At 40.1% G+C, this 23269-nt stretch carries 22 protein-coding genes and 1 pseudogene; all 23 read left to right on the top strand.

Going from position 1 to position 23269, the window contains the following annotated elements:
* Positions 1-100: 100 nt before the first annotated feature.
* Positions 101-1273, top strand: a complete 1173-nt coding sequence (gene aroC, locus NSQ84_RS11315) for a chorismate synthase (protein WP_063388583.1) — start codon at positions 101-103, stop codon at positions 1271-1273.
* Positions 1273-2367 (top strand): 3-dehydroquinate synthase, encoded by a 1095-nt coding sequence (aroB, locus tag NSQ84_RS11310; protein ID WP_327873674.1) that lies wholly within the window; start codon positions 1273-1275, stop codon positions 2365-2367. The genes aroC and aroB overlap by 1 nt, the downstream gene beginning before the upstream one ends.
* Positions 2364-2729, top strand: coding sequence for a chorismate mutase (gene aroH / locus NSQ84_RS11305; RefSeq protein ID WP_063388656.1), 366 nt, complete (start codon positions 2364-2366; stop codon positions 2727-2729). Before aroB ends, aroH begins: the two co-directional genes overlap by 4 nt.
* A gap of 237 nt (positions 2730-2966) precedes the next feature.
* Complete coding sequence (gene trpE / locus NSQ84_RS11300) at positions 2967-4481, top strand: anthranilate synthase component I (RefSeq protein WP_327873673.1); 1515 nt, start codon at positions 2967-2969, stop codon at positions 4479-4481.
* Positions 4478-5494 carry an anthranilate phosphoribosyltransferase gene (gene trpD / locus NSQ84_RS11295; protein ID WP_063388580.1) on the top strand — a complete coding sequence of 339 codons (1017 nt, stop codon included), beginning with the start codon at positions 4478-4480 and terminating at the stop codon, positions 5492-5494. The genes trpE and trpD overlap by 4 nt, the downstream gene beginning before the upstream one ends.
* Positions 5487-6254, top strand: coding sequence for an indole-3-glycerol phosphate synthase TrpC (gene trpC / locus NSQ84_RS11290; protein ID WP_327873672.1), 768 nt, complete (start codon positions 5487-5489; stop codon positions 6252-6254). Before trpD ends, trpC begins: the two co-directional genes overlap by 8 nt.
* Entirely contained in the window at positions 6251-6889 is a 639-nt protein-coding gene (locus NSQ84_RS11285) for a phosphoribosylanthranilate isomerase (protein ID WP_117016815.1), read from the top strand. Before trpC ends, NSQ84_RS11285 begins: the two co-directional genes overlap by 4 nt.
* Complete coding sequence (trpB, locus tag NSQ84_RS11280) at positions 6886-8085, top strand: tryptophan synthase subunit beta (protein ID WP_117016814.1); 1200 nt, start codon at positions 6886-6888, stop codon at positions 8083-8085. The genes NSQ84_RS11285 and trpB overlap by 4 nt, the downstream gene beginning before the upstream one ends.
* A 7-nt stretch (positions 8086-8092) precedes the next feature.
* Positions 8093-8869 (top strand): tryptophan synthase subunit alpha, encoded by a 777-nt coding sequence (gene trpA / locus NSQ84_RS11275; RefSeq protein ID WP_117016823.1) that lies wholly within the window; start codon positions 8093-8095, stop codon positions 8867-8869.
* Positions 8870-8890: 21 nt separating this feature from the next.
* Positions 8891-9973: a histidinol-phosphate transaminase gene (hisC, locus tag NSQ84_RS11270; RefSeq protein ID WP_327873677.1), complete on the top strand. Its 1083-nt coding sequence runs from the start codon at positions 8891-8893 to the stop codon at positions 9971-9973.
* Positions 9974-10028: 55 nt separating this feature from the next.
* Positions 10029-11129, top strand: a complete 1101-nt coding sequence (locus tag NSQ84_RS11265) for a prephenate dehydrogenase (RefSeq protein WP_327873671.1) — start codon at positions 10029-10031, stop codon at positions 11127-11129.
* 16 nt (positions 11130-11145) lie between these two features.
* Positions 11146-12441: a 3-phosphoshikimate 1-carboxyvinyltransferase gene (gene aroA, locus NSQ84_RS11260; RefSeq protein ID WP_144598141.1), complete on the top strand. Its 1296-nt coding sequence runs from the start codon at positions 11146-11148 to the stop codon at positions 12439-12441.
* Positions 12442-12516: 75 nt separating this feature from the next.
* A complete protein-coding gene (locus NSQ84_RS11255; protein WP_063388573.1) occupies positions 12517-13428 on the top strand; it encodes a hypothetical protein in 912 nt (303 codons plus the stop codon).
* Between the two features lie 21 nt (positions 13429-13449).
* Complete coding sequence (locus tag NSQ84_RS11250) at positions 13450-14715, top strand: tetratricopeptide repeat protein (protein WP_327873670.1); 1266 nt, start codon at positions 13450-13452, stop codon at positions 14713-14715.
* A gap of 72 nt (positions 14716-14787) precedes the next feature.
* On the top strand, positions 14788-15330 hold the full coding sequence (locus NSQ84_RS11245; RefSeq protein ID WP_063388571.1) for a ReoY family proteolytic degradation factor: 543 nt from the start codon (positions 14788-14790) through the stop codon (positions 15328-15330).
* A gap of 83 nt (positions 15331-15413) precedes the next feature.
* A complete protein-coding gene (locus NSQ84_RS11240) occupies positions 15414-15857 on the top strand; it encodes a YpiF family protein (RefSeq protein ID WP_327873669.1) in 444 nt (147 codons plus the stop codon).
* A gap of 140 nt (positions 15858-15997) precedes the next feature.
* Positions 15998-16510, top strand: a complete 513-nt coding sequence (locus tag NSQ84_RS11235; RefSeq protein WP_063388569.1) for a ubiquinol-cytochrome c reductase iron-sulfur subunit — start codon at positions 15998-16000, stop codon at positions 16508-16510.
* Between the two features lie 3 nt (positions 16511-16513).
* Positions 16514-17188 carry a cytochrome b6 gene (locus NSQ84_RS11230; protein WP_063388568.1) on the top strand — a complete coding sequence of 225 codons (675 nt, stop codon included), beginning with the start codon at positions 16514-16516 and terminating at the stop codon, positions 17186-17188.
* A 64-nt stretch (positions 17189-17252) separates the two neighbouring features.
* Positions 17253-18020, top strand: a complete 768-nt coding sequence (locus NSQ84_RS11225) for a menaquinol-cytochrome c reductase cytochrome b/c subunit (RefSeq protein WP_063388567.1) — start codon at positions 17253-17255, stop codon at positions 18018-18020.
* 862 nt (positions 18021-18882) lie between these two features.
* A complete protein-coding gene (locus tag NSQ84_RS11220; protein WP_063388566.1) occupies positions 18883-20343 on the top strand; it encodes an alanine/glycine:cation symporter family protein in 1461 nt (486 codons plus the stop codon).
* 141 nt (positions 20344-20484) lie between these two features.
* Positions 20485-20608 (top strand): annotated as a pseudogene (locus NSQ84_RS11215) (IS200/IS605 family transposase); the annotation flags it as partial.
* Between the two features lie 1051 nt (positions 20609-21659).
* Complete coding sequence (locus tag NSQ84_RS11210) at positions 21660-22259, top strand: DUF1405 domain-containing protein (protein WP_066251898.1); 600 nt, start codon at positions 21660-21662, stop codon at positions 22257-22259.
* A gap of 64 nt (positions 22260-22323) precedes the next feature.
* Positions 22324-23103: a sporulation protein YpjB gene (gene ypjB / locus NSQ84_RS11205; RefSeq protein ID WP_063388562.1), complete on the top strand. Its 780-nt coding sequence runs from the start codon at positions 22324-22326 to the stop codon at positions 23101-23103.
* Positions 23104-23269: the final 166 nt, after the last annotated feature.

Genomic DNA, 23269 nt, shown 5'->3' with positions numbered 1-23269 from the left:
GCAAAGATCTTTCTATTCAAACAAAAAATCTTATGGTATAGTTACGTAAAAGCATAAAAGCATAAAAGCGTTAAAGTGTTATGGGAAGGAGTTTGCTAGTATGAGATATTTGACAGCAGGGGAATCTCACGGCCCGCAATTAACGACGATTATAGAAGGAGTTCCGGCAGGGCTTCCTCTAACGAAAGAAGACATCAATATTGAGCTTGCAAGAAGACAGAAAGGCTATGGCCGCGGTCGAAGAATGCAAATCGAAAAAGACCAGGTGCAAATACTAGGCGGAGTGCGCCATGGCGAAACGCTAGGATCACCAATAGCGCTAGTTGTAGAAAATAAAGACTTTGCCCATTGGACGAAAATTATGGGGGCAGAGCCGATTTCCGAATCGGAGAAAGCGGAAATGAAACGAAAAATTACGAGACCTCGCCCAGGCCATGCCGACTTAGTCGGGGCGATCAAATACGGACATCGTGATATGCGCAACGTGCTTGAACGCTCTTCTGCCCGGGAAACAACTGTCAGGGTGGCAGCAGGAGCTGTTGCGAAGAAAATTTTGTCTGAACTCGGTATTCAAGTGGCAGGACATGTCATTGAAATTGGCGGTGTCCGTGCGCAAAAATTGGACTATTCGACGCTTGCTGAGTTGAAGGAAAAGACAGAGAACTCACCTGTGCGTTGTTTAGATGAAAATGCGGCTCAGCAAATGATGAAGGCGATCGACGAAGCAAAAGAAAAGGGTGATTCCATCGGCGGCATCGTTGAGGTGATTGTTGAAGGAATGCCGCCTGGTGTCGGCAGCTATGTTCATTGGGACAAAAAGCTGGATGCCAAAATAGCGCAAGCGATCGTAAGCATCAACGCGTTTAAAGGGGTTGAATTCGGCTTGGGATTTGAAGCGGGACGGAGTTTTGGCAGCGAAGTTCATGATGAAATCCTTTGGAGCGAAGAGAAAGGATACTATCGCAAAACAAACAATCTGGGAGGCTTTGAGGGCGGCATGACGACCGGCATGCCCATCGTCGTCAGAGGAGTCATGAAGCCAATTCCAACACTGTACAAACCTTTGCAAAGCGTTGACATTGATACGAAAGAGCCTTTTTTGGCGAGCATTGAACGATCGGACAGCTGCGCAGTCCCGGCTGCAAGTGTTGTGGCGGAGGCAGTTGTTGCATGGGAAGTAGCCAAAGCGATCGTTGAACAGTTTGGTCTTGATCGCATTGACCTTATTCGGGAAAATATCGAACGTATGAAACAATATGCGAGGGAATTTTAATGGAACAGATGATGATTCAAACGAAAAGTCGCTCGTATCCAGTTTTTTTAGGAGACGGAATTATCGATAATGTCGGAGAATGGCTTCTGTCTGTTTGCAATAATCCTTCGAAAATTTTGATCATTACTGATCAAACAGTCAAGGATCTGTATGGCGGAAAATTAGAGTCGGTATTAAAAGCATTTGATTTGGACGTATTGACATGTGTTGTTCCGAGCGGCGAACAGTCTAAATCATTTGAAACGTACTATAAATGCTTGACCTTTGCTTTAGAAAACAATCTGGACAGAGAATCCGTGATCATTGCTTTTGGCGGCGGTGTAGTGGGTGATTTAGCAGGCTTTGTAGCTGCAACATTTATGAGAGGAATTCCGTTCATTCAAGTGCCGACGACCCTTTTGGCTCATGACAGTGCTGTCGGGGGAAAGGTGGCCATTAACCATCCGCTCGGAAAAAATATGATCGGGGCTTTTCATCAGCCTCATGCCATTATTTATGATACACAGTTTTTAAAAACACTACCTCTTCTAGAAATCCGCTCAGGATTTGCAGAAGTGGTGAAGCACGGCTTCATCAATGATCGTTCATTTGTTGAAAATTTAATGAAAACGATCCATTCGTTGAATCATGTAACAAGCGAACAGCTGCAATGGTTTATACGAAAGGGAATTGAAGTGAAAGCAGAATTTGTCGCTGAAGATGAAAGAGAAACGGGAAAAAGGGCGTTTTTAAACTTCGGTCATACTCTCGGCCATGCGCTCGAAGCGGAGTTAGGTTACGGGAAGATTTCCCACGGAGATGCCGTTGCATGCGGCATGCTGTTTGCTCTATGGCTGAGTGAAAAGATATTCCGCAAAGATTTTCAATATAAATCAATCAAAAATTGGTTTAACGAAATCGGCTTTCCTGTCAAAATCGATGAAACTATTCAAACCGAATCGCTTCTCGAACGAATGAAAAAAGACAAAAAAACGGTACATAGCCAGATTCGTTTTGTGCTTCTCGAGGATATCGGCAATCCGGTACTTAAGACGTTTGACACGCATACATTATATTCATTTCTTAATGAGTGGAGAACGGAGGGATGCGTTTGATAAGAGGTGTTAGAGGGGCCATCACCGTTTCGGAAAATAATGAAGAACAGATTGTTGAAAGCACGGAGAGGCTCTTAAGGGAGATGATTCGATTAAACAACATTGCCCCTGAACAAGTAGCTTCCGTGTTTATTTCGGCGACAAATGATTTAAATGCCTGCTTCCCTGCAAAAGCATTAAGAAATATTGAAGGCTGGAAATATGTTCCTGTGACATGCATGCAGGAAATAGCTGTTGAAGGCGCCCTTGAGAAATGCGTAAGGGTGATGATGCATATTAATACAGAAGCCGCCCAAAACGATATTTGCCATGTTTATTTAGAGAAGGCGAAAATTTTACGACCGGATCTTGTTGACAAATAATGCTGTATCCGATAATATGGCGAATAAGAAAGTTTTTATATGACCTGAAATGAGCTGAGTTTAGTTAAGGGTAGTTGAGAATGAGTCGAGGAAGTAATAGATGAGTGGTTTAGGAAGATAGATTGATCGACTGCCCAAAAACGTAATGTTTTTGGGCATTTTTATTATCAATTTCATCCCTCAAAAACGATCCTCTATGACTCATTCTCCAAATACTTTGGAGGAGTGAGTACTTCAATGGCAACAACCTTTCAAGATTTTTTGCAGGATTGCCGCAAATATAAGACGGTTCCCATTATCGAGCAATATCATGTCGATATGCTGACACCTATTCAAATATTTCAAACGCTGCAAACCGATGCTTGTTATATTTTAGAAAGCAATGACAGCGAGTCGAACTGGTCCAACTACTCGTTTATCGGTCTTGAGCCGATGTATTTTATCAAGGAAGAAAATGGAACGTTCCAGCTGCAAAATCGAAAACAGATGGTCATGGACAAAGATGTTTCGTTATCAGCATTGTTTCATAGAATGACGGTAAGCTTCAATGTAAAAAAAGTGGCGATCGATGTGCCGTTTTCAGGCGGAGCTGTCGGAAAAATCGATTATGATGCGGTCAGCCTATTTGAAAAGATTCCAGCTCATCGTCATGCTGACAGAACCCATTCTGTATGTGAACTGGTCATTTGCCAAACGGTCATTGCATATAGCCACAAGGAAAAACTGCTGACATTTATTCATTATAGAGAGCTAGAAGGAAACGAAAGCGAACAAGAGCTGAAGCAAATATTTGAAGCGGGAAAGGAACGCATTTTTCAATATCGCAATGAATTAAAAAACGTCAAGCCGGAAGGAAATATTTTCATCCCGTCAAACAAAGAACCGGTTTCTTTCGCCGGATTTGAATCGAATTATACAAAAGAACAATTTTTGCATCATGTTGAAAAAATGAAGGAATATATACGTTCTGGCGATATATTTCAAGGAGTTCTTTCGCAGCGCTTTGAAAAACAAGTATCGGTAACCGGTCTGCAATTATATCGAATTTTAAGAATTATCAATCCTTCCCCTTATTTATTTTATATAAAACTGTCAAACCAAGAGCTTATCGGCAGTTCACCGGAAAGATTGATTCATGTTCGCGACGATTATGTTGAAATTCATCCTATTGCCGGCACGAGAAAGCGGGGCAAAACAAAGGAAGAAGATAGAAAACTCGTTCGCCAATTGCTGCAGGATGAAAAAGAACTAGCGGAGCATTATATGCTTGTTGATTTAGCAAGAAATGATATCGGCCGAGTTGCTGAATACGGGACGGTCAAAACACCTGTACTTCTGGATGCAGCTTATTTTTCACATGTTATCCATCTCATTTCAAAAGTGAGAGGAAAATTGAGAAAAAGCATTCATCCGATTGATGCGTTAATTTCGGCTTTTCCTGCCGGAACCGTTTCAGGCGCCCCCAAAATACGCGCGATGGAAATTATTCATGAGCTGGAGCCGACTGCCAGGGGGAGCTATGCGGGGGCTGTTGCATACATCAGCTTCGATGGAAGCATTGATTCATGCATCACAATTCGGACGATCATGCTGAGCAATCAGAAGGCATATGTCCAGGCGGGGGCTGGGATCGTTGCCGATTCTGTTCCTGAAAAAGAATGGGAAGAAACAAGAAACAAAGCGAGTGCGCTCATTCAAACGATCGAATTAGCAGAACAATTGTTTTTAGAAAAAGGGAGGAAGAGGGCATGAAGCATATATTGGAGAAGTGCATTAATGGTGAGACTCTTTCAGCATCTGAAGCAGAAGATATTATGAAAAAAATCATGGAAGGAAAGGTTCCGGACAGTCAAATTGCCAGTCTCATCACTATTTTACGATTTCGCGGCGAAACGGTCGAAGAGATGACGGGATTTGTGAAAGCGATGAAGGAAAATATGACTCAGCTTGAAGGATTTGAAAATGCAGTTGATACTTGCGGAACGGGCGGAGATGGAGCATCAACTTTTAACATTTCAACCGCATCTGCCATTGTTGCTTCATCGTTGGGAGTGAAAGTCGCAAAACACGGAAACCGCGCTGTTTCTTCAAGAAGCGGCAGCGCTGATGTGCTCGAATGTTTAAACATCCCAATCCAAACAACGCCTGAAGAAGCAAGAAGAAGCCTGGAAGAAACGAATATGAGCTTCTTGTTTGCTCCTCTCTATCATTCATCGATGAAGCATGTTGCCAAAGCAAGAAAAGAAGTGGGATTCCGAACGATTTTTAATTTGCTCGGGCCGCTGGCTAATCCGGCCAATACAAAACGACAAGTGCTTGGCGTTTCATCATTGGAGCATGCGGAGAAAATGGCTGAAACATTAAAACATTTTCGTTCAGAGCATGTGCTGTTAGTATCAGGAAGGGACGGATTGGATGAAATTTCGATCAGTGATGAAACGGATGTCGTAGAACTAAAAGATGGGAACATAACAAAATATACGATTTCTCCGGAGCAATTTGGAATGAATCGAGGGAAGCTTGAAGAAATACAAGTCTCAGATGCTAAAGAAAGTGCTAAAATGATAGAGGAAGTACTGAAAAATAAAGGAAATGAAAGCGTGAAGAACATTGTAGCATTAAATTCGGCTGCAGCTCTTTACGTAGCAGGAAAAGCAAAAAACATTTCTGAAGGGGTACAGATGGCTTTAACAGCCATAAAAGACGGGACCGCCTATCAGCAATTAAAGAGATTGGCCATCCGAAAGGAAGAGAGCTATGCTTGATACGATCATAAGAGTTAAAGAACAAGAAGTGAAAGAGCTTGATTTGACGCAATTAGACCAAAAAACATTCGAAAAAAGATCATTTTTCGATGCTCTTCAAAACCCGAACCGTTTTCTTGGGCTCATTGCGGAAGTGAAGAAGGCATCGCCGTCCAAAGGTGTCATTCGTGAAGATTTCGATCCTGTCGATATTGCAAAAAAATATGAGAGAGGGAAGGCAGACTGCTTATCTGTTTTAACCGATCAAAAGTTTTTTCAAGGATCAACCGCATTTTTGTCTGAAATTAAAGAAAAGGTGAAACTTCCTGTTTTGCGCAAAGATTTTATTATCGATAAAAAGCAAGTGTATGAATCGAAATGGATCGGAGCGGATGCCATTTTGTTAATCGGGGAGGCTCTTCCGCCCAAAAAATTAAAGGAGCTTTGGGATGAAGCGGTCAGCTTAGAGCTGGATGTGCTGGTGGAGGTCCATTCTGTCGAGACTCTTGAAAGAATACTAGACATATTTGTGCCGAATATATTAGGGGTGAACAACAGGGATTTAACAACCTTTCATACGGATATTCATCATCTGGAAACGATTCAAAAATATGTGCCGAAAGATATTTTATTGATCAGTGAAAGCGGCATAAGCACGATGGCAGATTTGCAAACGGTGTATGAATATGGAGCAAAAGGCGTGCTTGTCGGGGAGGCGCTCATGCGGAAAAAAGATCCGGAACAAGGAATTTATGAGCTGTTTAAGGAGAGTGTAAAGTGAGACTCGTCAAAATTTGCGGCAACCGCACATTTGAAGATACAGCCGTTTCCATCAATCAAGGAGCCGATTATATCGGCTTTATCTTTTCCTCTGAAAGCAGACGGCAGGTGAAGGCAAATGATGTCGGCAGGTGGATGGAAGCTTTTCCAAAAGAAATGCGTCCAAAACTAGTAGGCGTATTTGTTCATCCGACGATTCAATTTTTAGAGGATGTGCTAGCAGCGGTCGAATTAGACTGCATACAGCTGCATGGCGATGAAGATGAAGAATTTGTAAAACAGGTAAAGGAAAAGTTCGGTCTTTCTGTTTGGAAAGCTCTTCCTCATCATGAACATGTGATAGAGGAAATGGAAAAATTTTCGCGTTGGGTGGATGGATATGTGATTGACAGCCGTGTGAAAGGAATGTGGGGCGGAACAGGCGTTGCTTTTGACTGGTCAAATGTGTCTGATTATATAATATGGGCGAAAAATCACCGGAAGCTTTGTTTTATTGCGGGCGGCATTACACCTGAAAACATAACAGAGCTGCTTGAAAAAGGCGCTGAAAACATTGATGTTGCAAGCGGTGTTGAAACAAATGAAAAAAAAGATGTCGAAAAAATAGCAAAATTAATAGAGAAGGTGAAAGGCTGATGAAATATCCTGATGAATATGGCAGATTTGGAGAATTTGGAGGAAAATATGTACCAGAAACGTTAATGAAGCCGTTGTATGAATTAGAAGAAGCATTAAAGGATGCATTAAGTGATTCTTCTTTTCAACAGCAATATCATCAAATGCTGCAAAAATATTCCGGCAGACCGACCGCTTTAACATTTGCAGACCAATTAACAAAACATGTCGGGGGAGCAAACATTTTTTTAAAGCGGGAGGATCTCAACCATACTGGTGCCCATAAGATCAATAATGCTATTGGTCAAGCGCTTCTTTCGAAAAGAATGGGAAAAAAGAAGCTTATTGCTGAAACAGGTGCCGGACAGCACGGTGTAGCATCAGCAACTGTCGCTGCGAAATTTGGCATGGACTGTAAAGTATTTATGGGAGAAGAAGACATCGATAGACAGCGCCTCAACGTTTTTCGGATGCAGCTGCTAGGTGCTGAAGTAGTGCCTGTTACAAGCGGAAATAAAACATTAAAAGACGCTGTGAATGAGGCGATCCGATATTGGGTTCAGCATTGTGAAGACCATTTTTATTTAATGGGCTCAGCTGTCGGTCCGCATCCATATCCGATGATGGTAAGAGAATTCCAGCGGATCATTGGAGATGAAGCGAAAGAGCAGTTTTTCAACGAGTTTGGCAAGCTGCCGGATGTTGTCATAGCTTGTGTGGGCGGAGGAAGCAATGCGATCGGGATGTTTACACCGTTTTTAGAAGAAGATGTAAAGCTTATTGGAGTGGAGGCAGGAGGAAAAGGAGTGGAAACGGGTGAACATGCGGCAACAATTACAAAGGGGACGAAAGGCGTTATTCACGGTTCGATGACGTACTTATTGCAAAATCAATACGGTGAAATTATTGAGCCTTATTCGATTTCTGCCGGCCTCGATTATCCGGGTGTCGGTCCGGAGCATGCTTATTTAGCAAAAATAGGGCGTGTCGTTTATGAATCTGTGACAGATGAAGAGGCGATTGCAGCACTCGAAACATTGGCGAAAACAGAAGGAATATTAGCCGCAATTGAATCTGCTCATGCCGTTGCAAAAGGAATTGAAGTAGCAAAAACTTTATCAAATGAACAGTCAATTTTAATTTGTTTGTCCGGACGGGGCGATAAAGATGTTCACACTTTGATGAAAACGAAAGGGGGAGTTGAAAATGGTTTCTAACAAAAGCATGTTTCAACAGTTTGACAAGCTTTTTATTCCTTTTATTACAGCTGGAGATCCGAATGAAGAGTTGACCATTGATCTCGCCCTTACTTTAGAAAAATGCGGGGCGTCAGCCATTGAGCTTGGCGTTCCCTATTCGGACCCGCTTGCTGACGGCCCCGTTATTCAACAGGCATCCATCCGGGCAAGAAGAAATGGAATGAATATTGAAAAGGCGATGGAATTAGCATATAAAATGAAAGAAAGAGGTTTAAAAATTCCGATCATTCTCTTTACTTATTTCAATCCTGTGCTACAATTAGGAGAAAAATACTTTTTTACTTTAATGGAGAAAAATCGATTAGAAGGACTTCTCATTCCTGATCTCCCGTTCGAAGAAAGCGGATGGATGCGAAAAAAATGTGACGAGCATGGGATTTATTTTATCTCTATGGTTGCTCCCACTTCCTACAATCGAATAAAAAAAATTGCTGAAAACGCCGCAGGATTTTTATATTGTGTTTCATCTCTCGGGGTGACTGGTGAACGCCAATCATTTGATGAGCGCGTTTCTGATTTTATCTCTCATGTAAAGAAGTATGCGGAAGTTCCGGTGGCTGTCGGGTTCGGCATTTCGTCGAATGAGCATGTAAAAAAATTTTTCAAAATAAGTGACGGCGTCGTTGTGGGCAGTGCGATTGTTAAACAAATTGAAAAGCTTATTCCGCTTCTCACAAATGCGAATACAAAACAGAGCGGGTTACAGGAATTTGAAAGGTTTATTAACGGTTTGCTCCATTAGGGGATGAAAGAGGTGTTAAGGTTGGAGGTAAAAGAACAGTTAAAGTCGCTGAAGCCATACGAACCTGGAAAACCAATTGAACAAGTAAAAGAACAGTTTGGTCTAACAAAGGTGATCAAACTTGCATCAAACGAAAACCCGTACGGTTGTTCTGATAAAGTGAAACAAGCGATACAAGAAGAGCTTGAATCTCTTGCGATCTATCCTGACGGCTATAGTGCAGAGCTGCGAAAACAGGTGGCAAAGCATGTAGGCGTAAAAGAAAATCAGCTCATTTTCGGAAACGGATCAGATAATATTATACAAATTCTGTCACGTTCACTTTTGAGCGAAGGCTTCAATACCGTAATGGCGTCACCGTCATTTTCCCAATATCGGCATAATGCGGTGATCGAAAATGCCGAAATTCGCGAAATTGAACTTGTAGATGGTCGGCACAATTTGGATAAAATGGCAGACTCTATTGATTCCAAAACAAAAATTGTATGGTTATGCAATCCGAATAACCCTACAGGAGTTTACATAAGTGAAGAAGAGCTTATTAATTTTTTAAAAAAAGTGCCGAAGTATGTCCTTGTCGTATCTGATGAAGCGTATTACGAATATGTGACGGCGGAAGATTATCCGAATTCAGTCGCCTTATTGGATCAATTTCCAAATCTATTAATTTTACGGACGTTCTCAAAAGCATACGGCCTAGCTGCACTCCGAGTAGGATATGGAATTGGAAATGAAGAACTCATCCGCTTAATTGAGCCGGCAAGGGAACCTTTTAATACAAATCGTCTTGGACAAAAGGCTGCTATTGCAGCGCTAAACGATCAAACTTTTATCGAAACCTGCAAAAAATTGAACCGGGAAGGGCTCAAACAATACTATGATTTTTGTGAACAATTTGGTCTTGAGTACTTCCCTTCGCAAACGAACTTTATTTTAATAGATTTTCAAAGGGATGCGGATGAGCTTTTTCAACAGCTGCTTGAAAAAGGATTCATCGTCCGGTCAGGAAAAGCTCTCGGATTTCCGACATCGCTGAGAATTACTGTCGGAACAGAAGAGGAAAATGAAGCACTGATTCAAACTTTAAAGGAACTACTTTCCTAAAAGAGGTGAACGCTCACCTCTTTTTTTACCAAAAAGCAGAAACAGGTGGTTTTTTGTGGAAAAAGTTTTTATCATTGGTCTTGGCTTAATCGGCGGATCGATTTCACGTGCAATTAAGAAAGAACATCCATCGGTTCAATTGGTCGGATATGATATAAAAAATGATCAAGTGCAAATGGCAAAAAAATTGGGAATCGTTGATCAATCAGCAGAATCTATTAAGGAAGGCGCTGAATCAGCGGACGTTATTATTATTTCAACTCCCGTTGAACAAACATTGAACGTTTTAACGTTTTTGGGAGAGCTAAGCTTGAAAGAAGGAGTCATTATCACTGATGTCGGCAGCACAAAGAAAAAAATTGTCGATCATGCGAGCTTTTCTTTACCGAAAACAGTAACATTTATTGGCGGTCACCCAATGGCGGGCTCACATAAATCAGGCGTTGCGGCAGCGAAAACTCATTTATTTGAAAATGCGTTTTATATTTTAACGCCTGGCAGCAACGAACGTCCGGAAAAAATAGAACAATTAAAAAAGCTTTTAAAGGGAACAAAAGCGCAATTTATTGTCATGACACCTGAAGAACATGATTCCATTACCGGGGTCATTAGCCATTTTCCGCATTTAATCGCGGCAAGCCTCGTCCATCAGGCAGAAAAGAAAGAAGAAATGTTTCCAATTATTAAGCGGCTTGCGGCCGGAGGATTTCGCGACATTACCCGAATTGCGTCAAGCAACCCGGTTATGTGGCGCGATATTATTGTTCACAACCATGATGTATTAATCGAGTTATTTGATGAATGGATTCAAGAAATGAAGCAAATTAAACAATTCATTGAGAAGCTCGATAAAGAACAGCTTTATACATATTTTGAAAAAGCGAAGACATATCGAGACGGATTGCCTGAAAGGGAAAAAGGAGCCATTCCGTCCTTTTATGACCTTTATGTCGATGTTCCGGATTATCCGGGGGTTATTTCTGAAATTACCGGTTATTTAGCAAAAGAGGAAATTAGCATAACAAATATTCGAATTTTAGAAACGCGTGAAGAAATTTTTGGTGTTTTGCGCATCAGCTTTCAGTCGGATGAAGACCGGATGAAGGCGAAACAATGCATTGATCGCTACACGAATTATGAAACATATATACTGTAGTTGGGGTGATACAGATATGAATCAAGGGCTTGTCTTGACAAAAAAACATTCGCTGAACGGAACTATAGAAGTTCCCGGCGATAAATCGATCTCCCATAGGGCGGTTATGTTTGGGGCAATTGCGGAAGGAAAAACAACTATTCAAAACTTTTTAACTGGAGAGGATTGCTTAAGCACCATTTCATGCTTCAAAGAGATGGGGGTGTCGATCAAACAGGAAGGAACGAATGTAACAATTGAAGGGAAAGGATTTTCCGGACTGAAAGAACCTGTTAACATTTTAAATGTTGGGAACTCAGGCACCACGACAAGATTAATGCTGGGTATTTTAGCGGGACGTCCTTTTCATGCATGCATAATTGGGGATGAGTCAATTGCGAAAAGACCGATGGATCGTGTAACAGCTCCTTTAAGACAAATGGGAGCTCATATTGATGGACGGAATAACGGATCTTTTACCCCGCTGTCTTTGCGCGGCGGGAATTTAAAGAGCATTTATTACAAATCCCCAGTAGCGAGTGCTCAAGTGAAGTCATCGATTTTGCTTGCAGGTCTTCAAGCAGATGGAACCACAACAGTTGAGGAGCCGTATCAATCAAGAGATCATACGGAACGTCTTTTGTCAGCCTTTGGCGTCCATGTGAAAAAACAAAATTTGACTGTTTCGGTAGAGGGAGGACAAACATTAAAAGGCGCCAATATTTATGTGCCTGGTGACATTTCTTCCGCTGCTTTTTTCCTTGTTGCGGGAGCCATTGTTCCGGACAGTTCAATCAAGCTGAAAAATGTCGGCATTAACCCAACAAGAACAGGGATTTTAGATGTTTTAGAAAATATGGGTGCAGAGATCGAGATTATACCTACATTAGATTCTGCCGAACCGATGGCTGATATATCGATCAGGACATCTGAGTTAAAAGGAACCGAAATTTCAGGAGAGCTGATTCCAAGACTGATTGATGAAATTCCGATCATTGCCCTTCTTGCGACACAGGCTGAAGGAACGACAGTTATTAAAGACGCCGAAGAATTAAAGGTAAAAGAAACAAATAGAATTGATACAGTTGTCGGCGAGCTGAAAAAGCTTGGCGCGGATATTGAAGCTACAAACGATGGAATGATCATTCGCGGAAAAACAAAGCTGAAAGGAGGAACGAATGTTTCCAGCCATGGAGATCACCGCATCGGCATGATGCTCGCGATTGCCAGCACTATTTGCGAAGAACCTGTGGAATTAATGCAGCACGAGGCAGTCAGTGTATCCTATCCTGCTTTTTTTGACCATTTGAATTTGCTTTCCAAAACCATCTGAGTTTGTCAGATGGTTTTTGTCATATTTTTATCAACCTTTTCATAGCTTGTCTAAAAAAGCTATTGAGGTGGGAAAATGGCATATATTATTGATCAAATTCGTTTAATGGAAGACAATCAAATTGTGACGCGCTCAATACTCGTTGACGGAAATCAGTTTCGTTTTAAAGAAAAGCAATTAGATCAGTTTCGATTTATGAAAATGGATGGATCGTCCTATTTCATGACACCGGGCTTTGTCATGCTTGATCAAAACATTCAATATTTAGACCAAAGCCATTCATTCAAATTATATGTGAAGAATTTGATCCAAAAAGGCTGCACTTTTTTAATTGCTGCTGTTGATTTGCCGTTTGAAAGACAATGGGATGAAAAGAAAAAACATATTCGCAAAGTGATGATGAATTCGCCGATCGATTATGCGATCGCTGCAAAAATCCCAATCGAACGGCTGACCCCTTCAATCATCAGAATGCTAAAAAGAGAAAAAATTACTGTGATTATCGTGGAAATTAAGCAGATTGCTGAGCTTGATGATGTTCCATGGGAATGGATTCGTGAGACTTTATTTCCAAAGCAAACTCCAATTTTTCCCCATTTTTCTTCAGAAGATCAATCCATCTTCCATCAGTTGAAAAGCAAATGGCGGCAAATTGTAAAAAAATATAAATTGCCATCATTGGAAGAATGTCCTGAAAACGGTGTCCCACTTACGAAAGAAGCATTAATGAAAATTGGTCTTTATCCGATTCGCGGCGAAATTTTAAGCGGAAGCAATGTTGATTATAATTTATTTCGGATGATCGATTTAGTTGAAGAAAATAATTATCTAGATTATTATAATCATAACCCAGAAGTGATCGTTCACAACGGAAGCGTTTTGAAAGCAGGAGAACAAATATTTTATAAACCAGGGTTCGGAAAAGAAGTGCAGCTGAATGCACCAGGACGCTTCAATATGTATTCGCAGCCAATAAACAAGTACTGAATTTAGAAGGGGAGTTTTAGGTTGAATAAAAAAATGAGCGAAGCCGTTCAATTAGTTGAAAGCGGCCAAGTGGAAAAAGGATTGAAAAAACTTTCATCCATTGAAAAAGAGTTAAATGATGAAGAAAAGTTTGAGCTTGCGGAAAAATATTTTCAATGGGGCAGGACAGATGAAGCGCTAAAAATAGCTGAGGAGCTGTCGCAGTTATACCCTGATGAATCTGCCATCACTCTTTTTTTGGCGGAAATATACATTGAGCTTGACGATGAAGAAAAAGCGATTGATCTGCTGAATGAAATTGATCAAGAGGATGAATCATATCCGCAAGCCCTTCTTCTTATGGCTGATTTGTATCAATTGCAAGGCTTATATGAAGTCAGCGAACAAAAACTGAAGGAAGCAAAGAGAAGGTTGCCTGAAGAGAAAGTAATTGATTTCGCATTAGCCGAGCATTATTTTCATCTCGGAAAATATCGTCAAGCAATCGACTTTTATAGAGTAGTCCTAGAGGAATTTGAAAATATAATGAATGTAAATATTCATAAACGAATAGGCGAGTCTTTATCTGCTTGCGGTGAATTTGAAGAAGCCCTTGCTTATTTTGAGAAAGCGGTGGAAGAAGAGGATTTGGACACATATTTCGCTTATGGGATGACAGCTTTAAATGCAGGCCAGACAAAAACAGCGATTGCACAATTTGAACGAATAAAGGAATTGGACACTACCTACCACTCACTATATTTATATTTGGCCAAAAGCTATGAACAGGAAGGGATGGTGGAAAAAAGTTTTCAAATTGTTCAAGAAGGTTTACAGGAGGATCCATTTAATAAAGAGCTTTATTTATTCGGCGGAAAAATTGCCTTAAAGCTCAAAGATGTAGATAATGCAGTAAAATTGTTAAAAAAAGCGCTGGAGCTGGATCCGGGTTATATAGAAGCAATCATAACACTTTCAGGAGTTTTGTTAAACCAAGGCAAATATATGGAAACGATTGAGATGTTGACGGAAATCGTGGAAAGACATGAAGAATATGATCCTCATTTTGACTTCAATTTAGCGATCGCTTATCATCGCACCGAACAGTACGAAAAGGCATTAAAGCATTATGAAAGTGCATATAATAATTTTAAAACAGACCCGGAATTTTTGGAGAATTACGCTTATTTTCTGCTTGAAGAAGGGGAGCGGGCAAAGGCTAGGAAGCTTTTTGAAAAAGCGCTGGAGCTTGATCCAGGCAACATTGAATATGAAAATATGCTGCTCGAATTGGAGGACAATTTTTAGGCGGAATTGGAAGGAATTCAACGCAACTATGTTGAATTTTTGAATTAGATGGAAAGCAGAGGAGGGTTAAAGATGAAAGCCCCTGTTTCTGTTAACGAGAAGAAAGAATTTATTCGCTGGTTTTTAAATCATTATCAGTTGAAAAGACGGGAATGCGTATGGATATTAAATTATTTAATGAGCCATGATTCATTAATGGAAAACGTCCATTTTGTAGAGCATGCCAAATTTTGTCCGAGGGGAATGATCATGTCCACCCACTGTGTGGATGATGTTCCGTTTAGATTTTATAAAGAAAATGTGATGACAACAGATGCAGAAAAGTCTTTTCACGATATTCGCTTGAATAAAGATGAAGACTTGTATATCCAGTTAAACTTTCGCGCTCAATACCGTTCCCCGGAATATGCTGCCGTTTTAGTTGAAAATCCATATTTGCCTAAAGATATGCAAAGAAATGAGAAAGACCGGCTGCTTGCGGAAAAAATTTTGGAGGAGTCAATTAAAAAATTTCAAAAAGAAAAACTCCTCCGCTTAATTGATGAAGCGTTGGATGCTCACGATGAAGAGGCGTTTCGAAAGCTTGTAAAACAATTGAACAATTTAGGATGTTAGGCAATGTGTACAGCATTGCTTTTTTATTTTGCTTATCAGTTTTATAATGAGTAAGGAAAAATAAAAAATAGGGGCTGAAATCAGTGAAATGGCAAATGGTTGATATCGATTCTTTTCTTCAATCAAGGGAGTACGTTGATACTGCAGTTGTTCCTATCCTATCGGTATCTTTTGATGAGGAACTGAAAAGAAATGCGTCAAAAGCAGATTTTATTACAATTGTTTCACAGGAGCTTGAACGGCAGTTAAAGGGGCGGATCATGCTGTTGCCTCCGTTTGTTTCTTTAAAAAATGACGACATTGATTTGGATAAACTGTTAAAAAAGTGGAAAGATACGATTAAACAGCATTTTCAGCATGTCATTTTTTTAACATGTGAAGAAAGATGGCGCAAAGAAGGTGATGAATTTATATGGATTCCGTCAATCCCAATAGAACATATGGATCAGGATGTAAAGCGAAAGGTTGTTCAGGACCAAATCGAACAAATTATGAACATTTTATTACAATATTGGAATCGAACCTAAAAACCCTTTCAATCCCTTGTTTCTAACGATATGATTATATTGACCTTCTACAAAGATTGATATATCATGAGTATGTCCTAGTTTTATATGTTTCTGTATATGTCCATTATGGACTAGCTTGAGATAGAGGGGGGAAAAAGATGAGCGAGAATAAACACCGTGTTTCAAGACGTCAATTTTTAAACTATACGCTAACGGGTGTAGGCGGCTTTATGGCTGCGGGCATGCTCATGCCGATGGTTCGTTTCGCTGTAGATCCTGTATTGCAGCCGAAAGCAGCTGGAGAATTTGTTAATACAAATGTAAAGGAATCAGACATTAAAGAAGAACCGACACGTGTCGACTTTACCATTAAACAGAAGGACGCGTGGCATGAAGCTGAAGAGCCAAAATCCGCGTGGGTTTATAAAAATGAAAAAGGAGAAATTGTTGCACTTTCTCCAATTTGTAAACACCTTGGCTGCACAGTAAACTGGAACGGGGATAAATCAAACCCTAACATGTTCTTCTGTCCTTGCCACGGAGGATTGTATGAGAAAAACGGCGACAATGTCCCTGGAACACCGCCTTCTGCTCCGCTGGATGAATATGAGTACAAAATTCAAGATGGATTTTTATATTTAGGAAAAGCTAAACCAAGAGGGGGGGCGTAATAAGTGCTCAACAAATTGTATGATTGGGTTGATGAACGGTTAGATATCACCCCTTTATGGCGCGATATCGCAGACCATGAAGTTCCCGAACATGTTAACCCAGCCCATCACTTCTCAGCATTTGTATACTGCTTTGGGGGTTTGACGTTTTTTGTTACAGTGATTCAAGTGCTGTCTGGCATGTTTTTAACGATGTATTACGTGCCGGATATTAAAAATGCATGGGAGTCTGTCTATTATTTGCAAAATGAAGTGGCGTTCGGGCAAATTGTTCGCGGTATGCACCATTGGGGAGCAAGCTTAGTCATCGTCATGATGTTTTTACATACTTTACGTGTATTTTTCCAAGGAGCATACAAAAAGCCACGCGAGCTTAACTGGATTGTCGGTGTACTCATTTTCTTCGTTATGCTAGGTTTAGGTTTGACAGGCTATTTATTGCCTTGGGACATGAAAGCGTTATTTGCGACAAAAGTTACCTTGCAGATTGCTGAATCGACACCGCTTATTGGTGAGTACGTCAAAATTTTGCTTGCAGGGCATTCCGAAATTGTCGGTGCGCAAACATTGACTCGCTTCTTTGCGATTCATGTATTTTTCTTGCCTGCTGCATTATTCGGATTAATGGCAGCGCACTTCTTAATGATTCGCAAACAAGGGATTTCAGGTCCGCTATAAAATCCGGCTTATTCTTTTTTAGTAAGTTGTTCGTGGCGAACCGCTTAACAAAGGAGGGGAAACAATGCATCGCGGAAAAGGTATGAAGTTCGTTGGAGATTCTCGTGTGTCGGCTGAAAGAAAGCCGAACATACCGAAAGATTACTCCGAATACCCAGGGAAAACTGAAGCTTTTTGGCCCAACTTTCTTTTAAAAGAATGGTTAGTTGGCGCGGTCTTTTTAATTGGCTTTTTATGTTTAACCGTTGCCCATCCGTCACCGCTTGAGCGGGTTGCAGATCCTACGGATACTGGTTACATACCGCTTCCTGACTGGTACTTCTTATTTTTATACCAGCTTTTAAAATATTCTTATGCATCAGGTCCTTATACCGTTATCGGTGCAATCGTAATACCTGGACTGGCATTTTCTGCGCTACTTCTTGCTCCATTTTTGGATCGCGGGCCAGAACGCCGTCCGCATAAGCGTCCGGTTGCTGTAGGAATGATGCTGCTAGCTGTAGCTTCCATCGTTTATTTAACATGGGAGTCGGTTGAGCATACGGACTGGGAATTAAAAGAGGAACAAGGGAAAATTAAAGCGGAAGCTAAAATTGATACAAATTCGGAAGGATACAAAATATTTCAGGAACAAGGCTGCGTCTCCTGCCACGGTGATAACCTGCAAGGCGGAGCGGCTGGACCTTCTTTAGTTGATAACGGATTGTCTCCGGAAGAAGTTGCGAAAATTGCTAAAGAAGGCGTAGGAAGCATGCCTCCTGGAATCTTTAAAGGTACGGATGAAGAGTTGAAAGTATTAGCAGAGTTTGTTTCTAGTGTTACATCGAAATAAAAAGAGCTGACATCGCGTTTGTCTGTATAGCTTGTAGAGAAAGGAAGATTTTTTCTCTACAAGCTTTTTTATTGTCTTATCTCCATTGACTGTGAAACAACTCTAACAATTAAGTCAGCAAGATTGATGCGATTGTATTTTCTTTTTGTAGACTGGTAAATGAAAAAATAGAGGAGGTCAATCGCCTTTGTTGACGGCTTTCTATCCATTTACTATTTTTTGACAAAATGATAAAGAAGGAGGGCTAGGACACCTGCTTATTATACGTTTCTCCTGTACACTCTAAACAAGCCACGTGTTCTAAATCGGTATTGGTTTCTATAGCCAGTATGCTAAGGCGTTTACTGTTTTGATTTTATGATTTGTGCCCTCTGCTCATGTGTAGGTATGGAGTGTCTGAAAGTATTCCATGATTGGGGTATTTGATAATTGAATTTTGAGCTGCTCCAATTATATATTTCACGATCATCGACACAACGATATCGTTTCACATAAACAATTCAAAACAACGGTTTATTTCATAAGGGTAATTCACAGATTTTTCTCGTCCACCTGTTCTGAACATTTGTGGTGAAAAAAGCCGTAAAAGGACAGCGTTCTTGCTAAAACCTTTTCTCTATTTAAACATTATAATGTGTTTCAAACATATGTTAAGTAACGACTTAAAATTCTGGAAATTCTAGTCGCACAGAAAATATGTTCAACCTCCTGATAATTGGTTGCATAGCACTAACATTCATTTCAAATAATTCAAAAATATTTTCTTTTTTGTGTTATTTCACAAAAATTAATGAAGAATCTATTATAAATATAAATGCTGAGCTATAATTACTCATAACATTAAAATAAGGGGGAATTTTTTTTGGATGGTTTTATTGAAACATTGAGTGGGTGGCTTTGGAGTACGCCGATGATCGTATTTTGTATTGGAATCGGAGTGTTTTTTTCATTTATGACAAAATTTGCTCAAATACGATTGATCAAAGATATGGTTCAGCAAATGTTTAAAGGAAAAAGTTCCAAGTCAGGAATTTCTTCTTTTCAAGCATTGTCGATCGCATTATCGGGACGGGTCGGAACCGGGAATATTGCTGGTGTTGCTACTGCGATCGCATACGGTGGTCCCGGTTCAGTATTTTGGATGTGGCTAATTGCTTTTTTTGGTGCTGCTACGGCATATGTGGAATCGACACTTGGCCAAATTTATAAAGAAAAAGTGGATGGGATATACTGCGGAGGACCGGCTTATTATATTGAAAAAGGGTTAAATCGACGTTGGGCCGGAATGGTTTTTGCTGTGGCTGCGATTGTAGCAATGAGTGTTTTAATGCCGGGTGTTCAATCAAATGCCATTTCTTCTGGATTTAAAAAAGCATTCTCCGTTGATCCGACCGTAACAGGAATCATCTTAGTTGTACTATTGGGAGTGATTATTCTTGGCGGAGTAAAAAGAATCGCCAACGTCGCTCAATTAGTAGTGCCTTTTATGGCAATCGGATATATACTTATTTCACTTATCATTATTATCATGAATATTGAAGCAGTTCCTGGTGTATTTAAACTAATTTTCTCTAGTGCGTTTGGAGCTAATCAATTATTCGGAGGGATTTTAGGAAGTGCGATTTCTTGGGGTGTAAAGCGTGGGATTTATTCAAATGAAGCTGGTCAAGGAACGGGGCCGCATGCTGCTAGTGCTGCCGAAGTTTCCCACCCGGCCAAACAGGGGCTCGTACAGTCATTTTCTATTTACATTGATACATTGCTTGTCTGTTCAGCAACAGCTTTTATGATTTTGTTTACAAATTCCTACAATGTGTATGAGCCTGATCAAAAATCATTGCTTGTAAACAATATTGGAGAAACTGTTGAAGTGGGTACTGCTTATACTCAAATTGCAGTCGATTCCCAACTACCTGGATTTGGATCCCCCTTTGTAGCAGTGGCATTATTCTTCTTTGCATTTACAACAATAATGGCATACTATTATATTGCCGAGGTAAATATTATATATTTGTTTAAGAAAAAAAGTAAGAATATACCGATTCTTGTCTTAAAGTTAATTTTTTTGGCTGCCGTCTTTTACGGAACGGTTCGGACATCTGATATCGCATGGACTTTGGGAGATGTCGGACTAGGATTGATGGTATGGGTGAACTTAATCGGTCTCGTATTATTATATAAACCGGCCATCAGGGCGTTAAAAGACTATGAAAATCAGAAAAAACAAGGTGTTGATCCGACTTATGATTCTACAAAACAGGGTGTAAAAAATGCCGAATTTTGGGCAGACGGGTATAAACATGAAAATGAAGAAAGATCCTAAAGATTGCGTACCAACAATAAGCCCCTTTTTTAACGTAAATTGACGAGAAGTCGCTCACCTTTATAGGCTGTGTGATGAATCGCCCTTTCTTTTCACTTGTGTTATGATCAGTTTATCAAAGGAAATGATCTTAATATAACATTGGGATTAGATAGTAATAATCATTCAGTGTTTTTCAGCATCGTAGACAATGATAGATGACGAAATATCAGAGTATGCAAACAGTACATTTGTTAGCATCGCTGAATCATATCACATGACTCTTTAGTCTTCCCTCCCGACTGTTAAGAGCTTCGGTATTCCTATGCGAAATTGTGGTAAACTCATTCTAGCCGGACGATCTTTGTTTCGCTTCTCCTCCAGGTCTGTTGATTAGCAAAATCTTTTATCAACCTGAGAATTCCTCGACAGCTGTACCGTACATCGCTGTACAACGGAAGAATTCTAAGTGAAACCGAGCAGTGCTGTATGCTCGATGAACGGGTTCACAGTAATCTTGTTTAAACCGCTCATAGCGGTTGTTGGAAAACAGTTTGATGAGAATCAAGTTCATTGGCTTCAAAATCGAAAGTCGCAATCCAGTCCATGGCAAACATGCACTTAGCTTCTTTGATGTAATTTCCCATGGAACATCGTTTGTTGTAAAAACGCCACAAATTGAGCGCTTCCTACTCGAGGTTGGTGGCGATTGGTTTGTATCGAAATCCGTATTAAAGATTAGATTTAGAGCATCTGGCCGTCATCCACCACCTGTGTTTGGCATTATGATCTCAACAAGATGAGGGTTCTTCCAGAAGATCGCTTGGTTAGGTGACCGTCATGCCTTCTTCATTATCGACGTACCATTTCCAGTAACGACAGGCGGCATCTTCCGCAGCGAGACGTTTCGTTGATGCTGGCAAGTCCTGTAGCGCTTTCTCAGGCTTGATTTTTCGAGGTGCTCCAGTAATATTTGAATCTGCCGAAGTTGGTTGCATTTTGCGATGTACATTCGGTCTTGATTTTGTGGATAGGTGTGGTAGACTTCACCTTAAAGGTGCTCCTTTTTTGGTAGGTCATGTTCTTATCAAACAAAATTCTACCAAAGATGAGGAGCGCTTTCCTTATTTACAGAGAATGTTACTCTTGATAATCAGGATGAATATTGTTGCTGTGGAAGGCGATAAACTTATTTTTAAAATGCCTTCCTACATTTAGTTCTTCAAAATATAAGGAACATTTCTGCAATGAAAAAAGAGTGTTTTCTTGGCATACATAGTACAGGGTGTCTCATGATACATGACCCCGAATTCAATAAAACCAAGGAGTGAACTTGGATGGGTTGGTTATTTTTTGTATTAAGGCAGCGATCATTTTTATATTTGATGCTTTTAATCAATACAGCAGGAACAATTTATGGTTATATTTGGTATAAACAGCAGCTTTCCGAAACACCGCCACAGTTTATTGCGTTTGTTCCTGACAGTCCAACCGCTAGTTTGTTCTTTGTTTTCGTTTTGATTGGGTTTCTTGTTGGAAAGCATTTTAAATTGTTTGAAGCACTAGCGATGATTACGCTATTTAAATATGGAATTTGGGCGGTTGCCATGAACCTGTTTGTATATTTGGAAACGGGTGTTTTATCCATTTACGGAATGATGCTCATTTTGTCCCATTTAGGAATGGCAATAGAAGGGCTGTTGTATGCACCGTATTATCGGTTTGAAATGAAGCACTTGATGCTGGCCTCCATATGGACGCTTCACAATGAAATTATTGATTACGTTTTTGATATGATGCCTCAATATAGCGTTTTAAATCAATATTCTGCGCTAATCGGTTACTTTACGTTTTGGCTGAGTATTATTTCCATTGCGATCGCCTATTTTTTTGTTATAAAAAATCAAACATACAAATTTGAATTGAAAGAATTGTAAGAAACATGGTCTACTCTTGTCCACTCTTGAATAACTATTACTAGTAGTTATAGGGGGGACAAGAATGAAAAAATGGATCAGTACGTTGATTGTTCTCTTGCTTTTTTTCCTGCTTCAAATACCGATCAATGCAAAAGAAAAAAACAATTGGGAAACATTGGATGTCATGACGAATTATGCGTGGCAGCTTTCAAAGCAAAAAAAGTTTGATGAAGCGAAGCAGCTGTTATTATTTCTTGAAAACGAATTTAAAGAAAATAATGTTGAAAACCGCTTATCAATAAATGAGCTTCGGGTCATTTCTGCTTCTTACGAAAAAGCGTTGGATGCCGTTGAGAACGATGGAATGAGCTATGAAGATCGGATCGACAAAGTCACTCAATTCCGGCTTGTTGTTGATGCAATTCTGTCTGAACACCAGCCGCTCTGGAGCACAATGGAAGAACCGATCATGACGACATTTGCAGAATTAAAAACGGAAATGGAAAAAGAGGATTGGGCGGCTTTTCAGCATGAGTGGAATCGTTTTTTGTCACTGTACTCCGTTATTTATCCAAGCCTTACCGTTGATGTTGACAGCAAAAACATTGATAAGATTGAAACACATATTTCAGCAGTAAACGACAAAATGTTTTTTGAAATTTCGAAAAAGACAAGACAGAAGCATATGATGGAAATCGAAAAAGACTTAAAAAACATTTTTGATCGCGTCAAAAACGACGAAGCAGATCCATCGCTGTTATGGGTGATGTTTTCAACGGGCAGCGTCATTTTTATTGCACTAGCTTATACAGGATGGAAAAAATACAAAGGAGAAAAAACAGATAAAAGAAAAGAGAACTAGAGTGCGGGGCTGTCTAATAAGTCGTTTTTTGGCTTATTGACAGCCCCCTTTTATGTTTTTTAGAAACGTTGATATATCGATGTTTATGATTTTTTGTTTTCAAAAGGGATTTGACTTTCTGGACAGCCCCTGTCAGTGCTTAAACAGGTTTTTGTTTTCATGAAGG

Origin of the sequence: Aeribacillus sp. FSL K6-3256, assembly GCF_037965805.1 — a bacterium.
GTDB classification, from domain to species: Bacteria; Bacillota; Bacilli; order Bacillales; family Aeribacillaceae; genus Aeribacillus; species Aeribacillus composti.
This window is presented reverse-complemented; position numbering and strand designations above follow the sequence as displayed.